Source organism: Ensifer sp. 1H6 (assembly GCF_001976035.1).
GTDB lineage: Bacteria > Pseudomonadota > Alphaproteobacteria > Rhizobiales > Rhizobiaceae > Ensifer > Ensifer canadensis.
On sequence record NZ_MOAI01000003.1, the window covers coordinates 224,667 to 236,732 of the forward strand.

General features: G+C 61.7%; 13 protein-coding genes. 6 read left to right on the plus strand and 7 right to left on the minus strand.

The features are described 5' to 3' along the window. Positions 1–173 precede the first annotated feature (173 nt). The 4 genes from fabF to fabD form a co-directional block, all read right to left on the minus strand. Positions 174–1,439: a beta-ketoacyl-ACP synthase II gene (fabF, locus tag BKP54_RS05555; protein WP_025426454.1), complete on the minus strand. Its 1,266-nt coding sequence runs from the start codon at positions 1,437–1,439 to the stop codon at positions 174–176. 221 nt (positions 1,440–1,660) lie between these two features. After that, positions 1,661–1,897 carry an acyl carrier protein gene (locus tag BKP54_RS05560; protein WP_003531676.1) on the minus strand — a complete coding sequence of 79 codons (237 nt, stop codon included), beginning with the start codon at positions 1,895–1,897 and terminating at the stop codon, positions 1,661–1,663. A 336-nt stretch (positions 1,898–2,233) separates the two neighbouring features. Beyond that, on the minus strand, positions 2,234–2,971 hold the full coding sequence (fabG, locus tag BKP54_RS05565) for a 3-oxoacyl-[acyl-carrier-protein] reductase (RefSeq protein ID WP_057211450.1): 738 nt from the start codon (positions 2,969–2,971) through the stop codon (positions 2,234–2,236). Positions 2,972–2,998: 27 nt separating this feature from the next. Continuing rightward, positions 2,999–3,943, minus strand: a complete 945-nt coding sequence (fabD, locus tag BKP54_RS05570) for an ACP S-malonyltransferase (RefSeq protein ID WP_025426452.1) — start codon at positions 3,941–3,943, stop codon at positions 2,999–3,001. A gap of 249 nt (positions 3,944–4,192) precedes the next feature. On the opposite strand from fabD, the gene BKP54_RS05575 reads away from it, so the two are divergent. The 6 genes from BKP54_RS05575 (at position 4,193) to rplI (ending at position 8,527) form a co-directional block, all read left to right on the plus strand. Further along, positions 4,193–5,236 carry an aldo/keto reductase gene (locus tag BKP54_RS05575; protein WP_057211451.1) on the plus strand — a complete coding sequence of 348 codons (1,044 nt, stop codon included), beginning with the start codon at positions 4,193–4,195 and terminating at the stop codon, positions 5,234–5,236. A gap of 14 nt (positions 5,237–5,250) precedes the next feature. Continuing rightward, positions 5,251–5,763 (plus strand): ClbS/DfsB family four-helix bundle protein, encoded by a 513-nt coding sequence (locus tag BKP54_RS05580; protein WP_025426450.1) that lies wholly within the window; start codon positions 5,251–5,253, stop codon positions 5,761–5,763. Positions 5,764–6,047: 284 nt separating this feature from the next. Further along, positions 6,048–6,494, plus strand: coding sequence for a 30S ribosomal protein S6 (gene rpsF, locus BKP54_RS05585; protein WP_025426449.1), 447 nt, complete (start codon positions 6,048–6,050; stop codon positions 6,492–6,494). A 27-nt stretch (positions 6,495–6,521) separates the two neighbouring features. After that, on the plus strand, positions 6,522–6,770 hold the full coding sequence (gene rpsR, locus BKP54_RS05590) for a 30S ribosomal protein S18 (protein WP_025426448.1): 249 nt from the start codon (positions 6,522–6,524) through the stop codon (positions 6,768–6,770). A gap of 194 nt (positions 6,771–6,964) precedes the next feature. After that, entirely contained in the window at positions 6,965–7,918 is a 954-nt protein-coding gene (locus BKP54_RS05595) for a membrane protein (RefSeq protein WP_025426447.1), read from the plus strand. 33 nt (positions 7,919–7,951) lie between these two features. Continuing rightward, positions 7,952–8,527 carry a 50S ribosomal protein L9 gene (gene rplI / locus BKP54_RS05600; RefSeq protein WP_025426446.1) on the plus strand — a complete coding sequence of 192 codons (576 nt, stop codon included), beginning with the start codon at positions 7,952–7,954 and terminating at the stop codon, positions 8,525–8,527. A gap of 73 nt (positions 8,528–8,600) precedes the next feature. Here the strand turns inward: rplI and BKP54_RS05605 are convergent, their stop codons facing one another. From BKP54_RS05605 to BKP54_RS05615, 3 genes are all read right to left on the minus strand, one after another. Next, complete coding sequence (locus BKP54_RS05605; RefSeq protein ID WP_025426445.1) at positions 8,601–9,665, minus strand: HlyD family secretion protein; 1,065 nt, start codon at positions 9,663–9,665, stop codon at positions 8,601–8,603. 18 nt (positions 9,666–9,683) lie between these two features. Next, complete coding sequence (locus tag BKP54_RS05610) at positions 9,684–11,252, minus strand: MFS transporter (protein WP_234907722.1); 1,569 nt, start codon at positions 11,250–11,252, stop codon at positions 9,684–9,686. Positions 11,253–11,389: 137 nt separating this feature from the next. After that, positions 11,390–11,833, minus strand: coding sequence for a MarR family transcriptional regulator (locus BKP54_RS05615; RefSeq protein ID WP_025426443.1), 444 nt, complete (start codon positions 11,831–11,833; stop codon positions 11,390–11,392). Between the last annotated feature and the right edge of the window lie 233 nt (positions 11,834–12,066).

The window sequence follows — 12,066 nt, forward strand, 5'->3', positions numbered from 1 at the left end:
ATAGCGATACAACAAACTGTCAGATGTGCCTTGCGCGAACATAGCCGTCAGGCAGCGCCAATCCCTGAAAAGGGCCGACACGTCCTCCTGCTACATGCTTGTAGCGAGCAATGCGGCAAAAGCAGGATCAACGGGCCAGTGACATGCATCGCCCCGTTGATAATTCGGCAATATCAAACGCCGGTGTAGCGGCGCAGAACCAGCGAAGCGTTCGTGCCGCCGAAGCCGAAGGAATTCGACAGCGCGACGTTGATTTCGCGCTGGCGCGCAACATGCGGTACGAGATCGATCTTGGTCTCGACGGAGGGATTGTCGAGGTTCAGCGTCGGCGGTGCGACGCCGTCGCGAATCGCCAGCGCCGAGAAGATCGCTTCCACAGCGCCGGCGGCGCCCAGCAGGTGGCCGATCGCCGATTTGGTCGACGACATGGAGATCTTCGAGGCATGCTCGCCGACCAGCCGCTCGACGGCGCCAAGCTCGATCGTGTCGGCCATCGTCGATGTGCCATGGGCGTTGATGTAGTCGACGTCTGCCGCCGTCAGGCCGGCGCGCTTCAGCGCCATCTGCATGCAGCGGTAGGCACCGTCGCCATCCTCGGACGGCGCGGTAATGTGGTAAGCATCGCCAGAGAGACCGTAGCCGGCGACTTCAGCATAGATCTTGGCGCCGCGCGCCTTGGCGTGTTCCAGCTCTTCAAGGATCACAATGCCGGCACCCTCGCCCATGACGAAGCCGTCGCGGTCGACATCATAGGGACGCGATGCCTTCTGCGGATCATCATTGTGCTGCGTGGATAGCGCCTTGCAGGCGGCAAAGCCGGCCAAAGAGATACGGCAGATCGGCGATTCGGCGCCACCGGCAACCATGACGTCGGCATCGCCGAGCGCGATCAGGCGGCCTGCGTCGCCGATGGCGTGGGCGCCGGTCGAACAGGCGGTGACCACAGAGTGATTGGGACCACGCAGCTTGTGGCGGATCGAGACCTGACCCGAGGCAAGGTTGATCAGACGGCCGGGAATGAAGAAGGGCGAAATGCGCCGAGGCCCCTTGTCGCGCAGCGTATAGCCGCCTTCGACAATGCCTTCGAGACCGCCGATGCCCGAACCGATCAGGACGCCGGTTGCAATCTGGTCTTCGTCGTTTTCGGGCTTCCAGCCGGCATCGGCCAGCGCCATGTCGGCAGCGGCCATCGCATAGACGATGAAGGGGTCAACCTTGCGTTGCTCCTTCGGCTCCATCCAGTCGTCGGCATTGAAGGTGTTGTTCGAGCCATCGCCGAACGGAATGCGGCACGCGATCTTCGCGGGCAGATCTTCGACTTCGAATTCCGTGACCTTGCGCGCAGCATTGTCGCCCGCGATCAGGCGCGCCCAAGTTGCCTCGGTTCCGCAACCCAAGGGAGATACCATGCCGGTACCGGTGATAACGACACGTCTCATAGTCCGCGACCCACCCTGACTGTTCAATTTCAGAGCCGGATCGGACCACGCGTGACGAACCCGATCCGTGCATCCATTTTAAGTTCTTGTAGCAACGATCAGAGGGAAATGCGGGACCGCTTTGCTGATCGAAAACCCGCGCCCAGCGCGAGACAGCCCACTTCCCCTGGGCTGATTACGGGCCGCTGAACGCGGCCCGCCAATGGCTTGATCGCAAAAGATCAGGCCTGAGCTTTTTCGATGAACTTGACGGCGTCGCCGACAGTCAGGATCGAATCCGCGGCATCATCCGGGATTTCGACGCCGAATTCTTCTTCGAATGCCATGACCAGTTCGACGGTGTCGAGCGAGTCCGCGCCGAGGTCATCGATAAAGCTTGCGCCTTCGCTGACCTTTTCGGCGTCGACGCCAAGATGATCAATAACAATTTTCTTTACGCGTTCTGCGATATCGCTCATGTCGGAGTTCCTCGACCTTCGTTTCTCTGGGCGCCTTTCTGGCACCGGTACTCTCAATAAGCCTGATAGACCAAGACGGTCCAACGGGCAATCCATCCAACCAGAACCGCGGCAAACCCAAGGCAGCCAAGGCTGCCGGACACCTGGCGGGGCCGGTCGACTGCTAACAGTCATGGCCCGATTAACACGGTTTAAGTCTGCCGCAAAGTGCGAAAATGCCTGACAATCGCTTGCTCAACATTGAATTTCAGGCATTTGGCCGGTGGTGTGCCGGAGCATTGCAGGCCAAGATCACGCCCGTTTCGCGTGCGTGGCATGCAGGCCCCGGACACCTCGTCAGATCATTGCCATGCCGCCGTTGACGTGTATGGTCTGGCCGGTGACATAGCCTGCCTCGTTCGAAGCGAGATAAACGACGGCAGATGCAATCTCGGCACCGGTGCCCATGCGCCTCATCGGGATCGCTCCCATGATGCCTTCCTTCTGCTTGTCGTTCAGCTTGCCGGTCATGGCGCTCTCGATGAAGCCGGGCGCAACGCAGTTGACCGTGACATTGCGGGTGGCGATTTCCTGGGCGAGCGACTTCGAAAAGCCGATCATGCCGGCCTTCGAGGCGCAGTAGTTGGCCTGGCCGGGATTGCCGGTGACGCCGACGATCGACGTGATGTTGACGATACGGCCGAAGCGGCGGCGCATCATCGGATGGGTCAGCTCGCGGGTCAGGCGGAACACGGCGGTCAGGTTGACCTCCAGAACATTGTCCCAGTCGTCGTCGCTCATACGAACAAAAAGGCCGTCCTTGGTGATGCCGGCATTGTTGACGAGAATGTCGACGCCGCCCAGTTCAGCCTCGGCCTTTTCGCCGAGCGCCTTGACTTCGGCGCGATCGGAAAGATTGGCCGGGAACAGCTGGACACGCTCGCCGAGTTCGTTGGCAAGCGCCTCGAGCTTTTCGACGCGCGTGCCGTGAAGGCCGACGATTGCGCCCTGAGCGTGCAGCATGCGGGCGATTTCTTCGCCGATACCACCGGATGCACCGGTTACAAGAGCCTTACGGCCGGAAAGATCGAACATCGGATTGATTCCTTATAACTGGAGCACTCAGGCCAGAAGCGCCGAGAGCGCGGTGTCGATATCGGCAGGCGTGTTGACAGTAATACCGGTGACTGACTTGTCGATCCGGCGGGCAAGCCCGGTAAGAACCTTGCCGGAGCCCACTTCATAAAGCGTCGTGACGTTGTTGGCGGCGAACCATTCCACCGTCTCGCGCCAGCGAACCTGGCCGGTGACCTGCTCGACGAGAAGGCGCGCAATCTCTTCGGCGTTGCTGACGGGAGCGGCCAGGACGTTGGCGATAACGGGCACGGACGGATTGTGCTTTTCGACCTTGGCAAGCGCTTCACGCATTGCCTCGGCGGCAGGCGCCATCAGGCTCGAATGGAAGGGCGCAGAGACCGGCAGCATCAGCGCGCGCTTGGCGCCTTTTTCGGATGCAAGTGCCGCAGCCTTTTCGACGGCCGCCTTCTCGCCGGAGATCACCAGCTGACCGCCGCCATTGTCGTTGGCGATCTGGCAGGAGCCGAGAGCAGAAGCTTCGCGGCAGATCGCGTCGACGTCCGCATGCTCAAGACCGATGATGGCCGCCATCGCGCCCTTGCCAACGGGCACGGCCGCCTGCATGGCGTTGCCACGGATGCGCAGCAGGCGCGCGGTGTCGGCGATCGAGAAGGTTCCGGCGGCACAGAGCGCCGAATATTCGCCGAGCGAATGTCCGGCCACGAACGAGACTTTGCTCTTCAGATCGAGGCCTTTGGCTTCGAGCACACGGATCACCGCCATCGATACCGCCATCAGCGCCGGCTGGGCGTTCGCCGTCAGCGTCAGCGTTTCCTCGGGGCCGTTCCACATGATCTCGGAGAGTTTTTCGCCGAGCGCGTCGTCGACCTCGGCAAACACTGCCGCTGCTTCCGGAAACGCGTCCGCCAGATCCTTGCCCATGCCGACAGCCTGGCTGCCCTGGCCCGGAAACGTGAATGCAATACTCATGGGATTGTCCCTTCCCTGGTTTTCCTCTCCATTCACATTCCTGACCGGCGAGTCAAGCGCGCGGGCCCGGCTTTGCGGGCTTCAGCCGGCCTTTTGCCCTTGATCTTCGCCAATCAAGGCGTAAGTTTGCCGCGCATCGCCGCCCTGCCCGATCGACCGTCCCCTGGGCTTGCGGCCTTCACCCAATTCTGCCGCGGGCACCCCTTTCCTCCCGGGTCGAGGCTCGCCTTTCACAAGGACCATCACTGCATGCGTTACAACACGCTTGGCCGGACCGGCATCAAGGTTTCCGAAATCTGCCTGGGCACAATGACCTGGGGCTCTCAGAATTCCGAGGCTGAGGCGCACGAACAACTCGACTATGCGTTCGACAAAGGCGTGAACTTCATCGACACCGCCGAACTCTACCCGACGACCCCGCTTTCCGCCAAAACCTACGGCAATACCGAGCGCATCATCGGCGAGTGGCTGGGCAAGCGCGGCCGCCGTGACGACGTCGTTGTCGCCACCAAGGTCGCTGGCTCCGGCCGCCCCTACATCCGCAACGGCGGCCCGATCACCCCTGAGGGCATCGGCGAGGCGGTCGACGCCAGCCTCAAGCGGCTGAAGACCGAATACATCGATCTCTACCAGATCCACTGGCCGAACCGCGGCCACTACCATTTCCGCAACGCCTGGTCTTATGAGCCCGCCAAGCAGAACAAGGCCCATGTGGCCGCCGACCTGAAGGCTATCCTCGAAAAGCTCGGCGACGTGGTGAAGGCAGGCAAGGTACGCGCGATCGGCCTGTCCAACGACACCGCCTGGGGCACGATGAAGCTGATCGACATGGCGGAGCGGCACGGGCTGCCGCGCGTTGCCTCGATCCAGAACGAATACAATCTTCTCTATAGGGCCTACGACCTCGACCTTGCCGAACTCTCACACCACGAGGACGTCGGGCTGCTCGCCTATTCGCCGCTCGCCGCCGGCCTGTTGACCGGCAAGTATCTTGACGGCGCCAGGCCGACTGGGTCGCGCCTTGCGATCAACGGCGATCTCGGCGGTCGCTTCACGCCACACCAGGAACCGGCCGTCGCCGGCTACGTGGCGCTTGCCCGCGAACACGGGATCGACCCGTCGCAACTGGCGATCGCCTTCTGCCTCGCCCGCCCGTTCATGGCGTCCGTCATCATCGGCGCAACCTCGATGGATCAGTTGAAGACGGATCTCGGCGCTGCCGGAATGACGCTGTCGCAGGATGTCATGAACGGCATTCGTCGCCTGCACCGGCTCTATCCGATGCCGATCTGAGCGCGAAACAGCAGATGGCCGTGCCCCAGACGAAAGCGGAATTGCTGAACGCCATCGAGACCGAATTCGCCAAGCTCGAGCGCGAACTCGATGGCATTCCGCCGGCGGGATTCGCCGAACCATCGCTCGATGGACACGCCAAGGGCACGATGATGAGCGTCGGCGACCTCGTCGCCTACCTCACCGGTTGGGGCGAACTGGTGGTCAAATGGATCGAATGGGACGAGCAAGGTCTGCCGGTCGACTTTCCGGAAACGGGGTACAAGTGGAACGAGCTCGGTCGTCTCGCGCAGAAATTCTACGGCGACTACCGAGCGCTCCCGCCTTCGGAACTCCTGTCTCGCCTCGCGGCCAGCAAGGACGCATTGGTCGCACTGATCGAGGCGCGTGACGATCAGACCCTCTACGGACAGGCGTGGTACGGCAAATGGCCGCTCGGCCGGATGATCCAGTTCAACACGTCCTCGCCCTATGCCAATGCGCGAGGTCGTTTGCGCCAGTGGAAGAAGCTCAAGGGAGCCGCTTAAAGGGCAAAGCGTGGCGAAAAGACCGCGCAAGCCTTGCCTTTCGATGAAATATGCGTATAAGCGCGCTGTTCGAAATGCCCGGTCTTCTGGCTGGTGGCTGAACGGAGGGCCGGCTTCCTCGAGGGGAGCCGTTAGGATTGCAAGTCTTTCCGGCCTCCCGTGTCTCCGCTCTCGACCGTCTCGATACAACACTTTCTTGCCGGCTGCCTGTCAGCCAATAAGAACAGTCGTTGAGGCTTAGCCGCCGATGTCCGGGCTGATTAACGCAAGAAAGGTAAGCCACAATGGCTCTTTATGAACACGTATTCCTGGCCCGCCAGGACATCACGCCGCAGCAGGTCGACGGTCTCGTCGAGCAGTACAAGGGCGTGCTCGAAGCAAACGGCGGCAAGGTCGGTCGCGTCGAGAACTGGGGCCTCAAGTCCCTCACCTACCGCATCAAGAAGAACCGCAAGGCTCACTACGTTCTCATGGACATCGATGCTCCGGCAGCGGCCGTTCATGAAATCGAGCGCCAGATGCGCATCAACGAAGACGTCCTGCGCTACATGACGATTGCCGTCGAGAAGCACGAAGAAGGCCCGTCTGCCATGATGCAGAAGCGCGACCGCGACGACCGTCCGCGCCGCGATGGCGACCGTCCGGAGCGTGGCTTCGGTGACCGTGGTCCGCGTCCGGACCGTGGCGACCGCGAAGACCGCCCGCGTCGTCCGCGCGAAGACCGCGCTTAATCAAGAAGCTTTAGGAGATTAAAGACAATGGCTGAAGTTTCTTCCGCTCCGGTTCGCCGCCCGTTCCACCGTCGCCGCAAGACCTGCCCCTTCTCGGGCGCAAACGCTCCGCGGATCGACTACAAGGACATCCGTCTTCTGCAGCGCTACATTTCCGAGCGCGGCAAGATCGTTCCTTCCCGCATCACGGCCGTTTCCCAGAAGAAGCAGCGCGAACTCGCCCAGGCGATCAAGCGCGCCCGCTTCCTCGGCCTGCTGCCCTACGTCGTTTCGTAAGAACGGCTGACGTTCCGTTGGTCGCCTGACTCAACGGAAACCGACTCTAGGGCAAGGCGCTCCCCTTGGGTGATCGCCTTGCCCTCTCCTTCCGCGTTGGGCGCGGATCGGAACCCGTGTGGAAACACTCGGAAATCCCATGTTGGGGTTGAGCCTTTGGCCATCCCCTAACTGCACGAAGCAGGACAGCGAACGTGAACAAGTTGAACAAGACATCGCTGCTGACCGGCGTTCTCGCCGGCTTTACCGCTGCCCTTCTGTCGATGGGCGCGAATACGCAGTCGTCGCTTGCGATCGTTCTTTATGCCGCTTCGGCGCTTCCCATTCTCATTGCCGGTCTTGGCTGGGGCAATGCGGCCGCCATCACGGCCATCGTCAGCGCCGGCGCTACTGCCGCCGCTCTGGTCTCGCCCTATTTCGCGCTGCTGATTCTCGTCGTGACGCTCATTCCGGCCGGCTGGCTCAGCCATCTCGCCAATCTGGCGCGCCCGGCCACTGAGCTCGGCGGACCTGATGGCGCGCTTGCCTGGTACCCGCTTTCCGACATTCTCAGCCACCTCGCCGGCCTGGTGACCGCGGGCATGATCATCGTCGGCTTCATCGTCGGATATGATTCTGATGTGTCCGACCGTATGGTCGACATCGTCATTCAGGCGGTGAAGGCGCAGGAACCGCTCTACAACCCCGATGCTGCGGCGATCTCCCAGATCAAGTCGATCTTCACGCTGGCGCTGCCGCTCATCCAGGGCGCCGTCTGGGTGGTGATGCTGTTTTCCGCCTATTATGTCGCCACCCGCATCGTGCAGATGTCGGGCCGGTCGCTGCGCCCCCGCGAAGACATTCCGTCGACGCTGCGCATGCACCGCAATGCGATCTTCATCTTTCTCGGCGGCCTTGTCCTGACCTTCTTGGGTGGCGCGCCTGCCACGATCGGCGCGCTGGTCTGCGGAACCTTCGGTGCAGGCTTCCTGCTCGCCGGCTTCGCATCCTTCCATTTCCGCACGCGCGGCAAGTCCTGGCGGCTTCCCGTGCTGTGGATCGCATACCTGTCGGTGCTCGTGTTCACGATCCCGGCAATCTTCTTCCTCCTCACGGGCCTGACCGATACGCGACGCACCATCGCAGTCACCCCGGTGGAAAAAAACTGACCAACGAAAACTGAACTCTGAAAGGAAACGAACATGCAAGTCATTCTTCTCGAACGTATCGCAAAGCTCGGCCAGATGGGCGAAACCGTAAAGGTTCGCGACGGCTTCGCACGCAACTACCTGCTGCCACTCGGCAAGGCACTGCGCGCCAACGCTGCTAACAAGGCCCGTTTCGAATCCGAGCGTTCGACGCTCGAAGCCCGTAACCTCGAGCGCAAGTCGGAAGCCCAGAAGGTTGCCGAGAACCTCGACGGCAAGTCCTTCATCATCGTCCGTTCCGCTGGCGAAACCGGCCAGCTCTACGGTTCGGTTGCCGCTCGCGACGTCATCGAAGTGCTGGCTGCAGAAGGCTTCAACATCGGCCGCAACCAGGTCGACCTGAACCACCCGATCAAGTCGATCGGCCTGCACAACGTCACGCTGCACCTGCATTCGGAAGTCGAAATCGCGGTTGAAGTCAACGTTGCCCGTTCGGCTGAAGAAGCTGAGCGCCAGTCAAAGGGCGAAAGCCTGACCTCGGCCGACGCCATCTACGGCGTTGACGAAGATGCCCTGAAGCCGGAAGACTTCTTCAACCCGGAAGCCGAATTCGAAGGCGAAGAAGAATAAGCCTTACAGGCCATTCTGAATGCGAAAGCCCGGATCCTTGGACCCGGGCTTTTTCTTTGCTGTCGGCTTGACTTCAGCTGTGGGCAAGCTCGGCCACAGGTGCTGCATCCTTGTCCACACGTACGACGACCGACAGGCCGGGCGACAAGAGATCGGCAAGCGGCTGGCCGGGATCGACGGCGATCCGGACGCCCACGCGCTGGGCGACCTTGGTAAAATTGCCGGTGGCGTTGTCCGGGCGGATGATGCTGAACTCGGAGCCGGCGGCAGGCGCAAAGCGCTCGATGTGCCCGGTCAGCGTGTTCCTTTGCAGCGCATCGACCGAAATGGTCACCGGCTGGCCGGCCTTCATGCCGTCGAGCTGCGTTTCCTTGAAATTCGCAAGCACCCAAACATCATGCGGCACGACGGCGAGCAATTGCGAGCCGGCGGTGACATATTGGCCGAGGCGCGCACCGATCTCGCCGAGCTTTCCGTCACGGGGAGCGACGATCCGGGTGTTTTCCAGATCGATCCGGGCCAGTTCGACGGCGGCCTCGGCGCCGGCAACGGCAGCCTGCAGACCGGCACGGGCGCCAAGCGTGGTGGCCAGTGCTTGGCGCGAAACCTCCAGCCCCGCTTCGGCCTGGTTGACGGCGGCCTGTGCCTGTTCGAACGCTGCGCGCGATTGATCGGCTTCGCTGCGTGTCGAGATGCCCTTCTCCGCCAACGGCCGGATTCGGTCCCAAGATGCGCTCGCTCTGTTGAACGCAGCCTTCGCGCTGTCCAGCTGTGCTGCGCTGGCAGCAATACCGGCCTTGGCCGACAGTTCCTGCTGACGCGAATTGGCATGCGATGCCTTCTGGGCGGCAAGTGTCGCCTCTGACTGGGCCAGTTTCTGGGCGTAGATCCGGTCGTCGATCCTGACGAGCAATTGCCCGGCCTTGACCTCCTCGTAGTCGTGCACCGGCACCTCGGCGACATAACCTGACAGTTGCGGGCTCATGACCGTCAGGTAACCCCTGACATAGGCGTTCTCCGTCATCTCGACGGAACTGGGGAACGGCGGCAGTCGCCAGGCATAGAGAACCAGGGCGAGGCCCGAGAGGCCGGCGAGCAAGACGATGATCGTGGTGGGTGAGCGCAAGGATTTCAGCATGGTCGTCAACTCTGTTCGTCAAGAAGAGAAGGCGGGTGCGGGAGGCGCAAGGCGCGCCGCGATCCGCTTGTAAAGGATATGCACCAGCAGACCGGCCAACGCGCAAAGGGCAATGCCGCACGCCAGCAGAAAGGCATCGTTGTAGGCGAGAATGTTGGCCTCGCGGGTAACCTGCTGCCCCAACAACGCCACGCCCTCGCCGTTCAGCAAGGTCCTGTCGCCGATCACCCGGCCATAGCTTGCGGCCAGCTGGCTGAGGCGCTGGGCGATGAGCGGGTTCGACATCACGATCTGCTCGGCCAGCACATTGGAATGGAACTTCTCCCGCAGGGTGACGAAGCTTCCGAAGGTCGCGGTGCCGATCAGGCCACCGATGCTTTGGGTGAACAGGAAGATGACGATGAAGCTGAGAATGTAGCTCGGCCCCTTCATCAGCGCCGCCTTGAAGCCGCTGGCCATGGCCGGCGGCAGGAACAGAGCGGTTCCGGCGGCGATCATGGCCTGGCTGATATACATCTGCTCGGGTCGTGTCAGATTGGTCGCCTGGCTGTCGATATAGGCACCGCCAGCCAGCAGGCTCAGCGCCAGAACATGCACGAACTCGGCGTGGTCAGGATTCATTAGTGCGGCGCACAAAAGGCCGCCGGCGATCGATGCGCCGAGAATGACCCAATAAAGCGTCGCGACCTGCTCGAACTGCAATCCGAGCAGCTGATAGAAGTTTGCCGCGATCGCCGACTGCTCCGAGGCGACAAGGCGAAAGACCAGCAGCACCGCGGTAAAATGCAGGATCTCCCTGGAGGCGAGCCAGCGAACGTCGATCAACGGCAGTTCACGATTGAGTTCGATCAGCACCACGCTGGTCAGCGCCACGATCGCCACAGCCAGGAGCACACCCAGCCACGGCGCTTCGAACCACCAGTAGAGCCGCCCCATGGTCAGCACGATGGCGATACAGCCGAAGCCGACAGCCACCAGCAGGTAGCTCAGAATATCGGTGCGCTGGATCACTTTGGCGTGCGGCACCGGCGTCAGCGGCAGCAGGTAGATGATCGGCAGCGCCATCAGCGCCAGGGCCATCTCGAGCGTATAGAGCCCATGCCATTGGCCGTATTCGATCAGCTTCGGCGAGATCAGCCGGGTGATCGGTGCCGAAATGGTCGTGCAGGTCAGCGCCAGGGCAAGACCGACCGTCAGCTTGCGCGCCGGCAGGAAGGCCTCCAGCATATAGAGGAAACCGAGCGTCGACATGGGGGCCGCCGCGATGCCACTGATGAAGCGAACGACGATCGCCGACTGCAGATCGGAAACAAAGACGTTCATCAGCGAAACGATAACAAAGCCGACAATGCCGATTTCTGCGAACCGGCGCAGTCCGTATTGCGCCCGGATTTTGACGAGCGCGATCGAGAGAGAGACATTCGGCGCCATGTAGGCTGCCGAAAGCCAGGCGGCCTCGATCGAGGTGGCGGAAAGTGATCCCTGCAGCTGGGTAAGATTGGCGAGCGCCAGATTCATGCCGAGGCCCTGGGTGAGGAACAGTAGCGCCGAGCAGACGACGTAGGTCGCGGACCTGGCAACGCTCATCGGCCGTGGCACGGGCATCGTTGCGGTGGCCGTGACTTGCTGTTGTGCTGGCTCGCCAGAGGGCGCCTCCGCCTCGTCGTCGCCAAGGGCTGTCCTGTTGTCGTTTGCTGCGGGCCTTGCGGCGGCACTCATCGATGTCATTCCTTCGCCAGCGATTGAACGTTATCGGCGATGGTGCGCACGACCTTCAGCACCGCCGCGACCTCGTCTTCACCGACGCCCTGCAGCACTTCTGCCCGGATCTCGTCGGCAAGCTTCAGGATCTCGTCGGCGATGGTGCGCCCAAGTTCGGTCATGTGGATCTGCTTGGCCCTGCGATCCGACACCTCGACCCTGCGCTCGATGAAACCCTGCTTTTCCATTCCGTCCAGCAGGCGCACGATCGTCGGCGTCTCGATATCCAGTTCGTCGGCCAGTTCGCGCTGGTTCAAGCCATCCTTCTTGGTTAGCGCAAACAGCGCCCTCGCCCGAGCCAGGGTCAGGCCACGCTCCTTCACCCTGGCATCGAAGACAGCCCGCAGCTTACGATTGACCATCGACAAGGCGTCGAACAGTTCGCGATTGACGATGGGCTGATACATAGTACCTTTTCCATATTAGTAGCATGCTAATTATTCTGCTCCTATTTAATCCATCCCAAGGCAATTTTCAAGACGGCGTTTTGAGAGGGGGCAAACGGCGCTAGAATTGGCGCAGTCGCCGATTGCAGCGATTCGCGGCGTCAACGTCGTTCTTCATGCGGACTTTATTTTTTGCACTTTCGTGATGTCGGCCTGTGGATCAGTCGAACAACGGGCAAATGCGATGGGCCGCG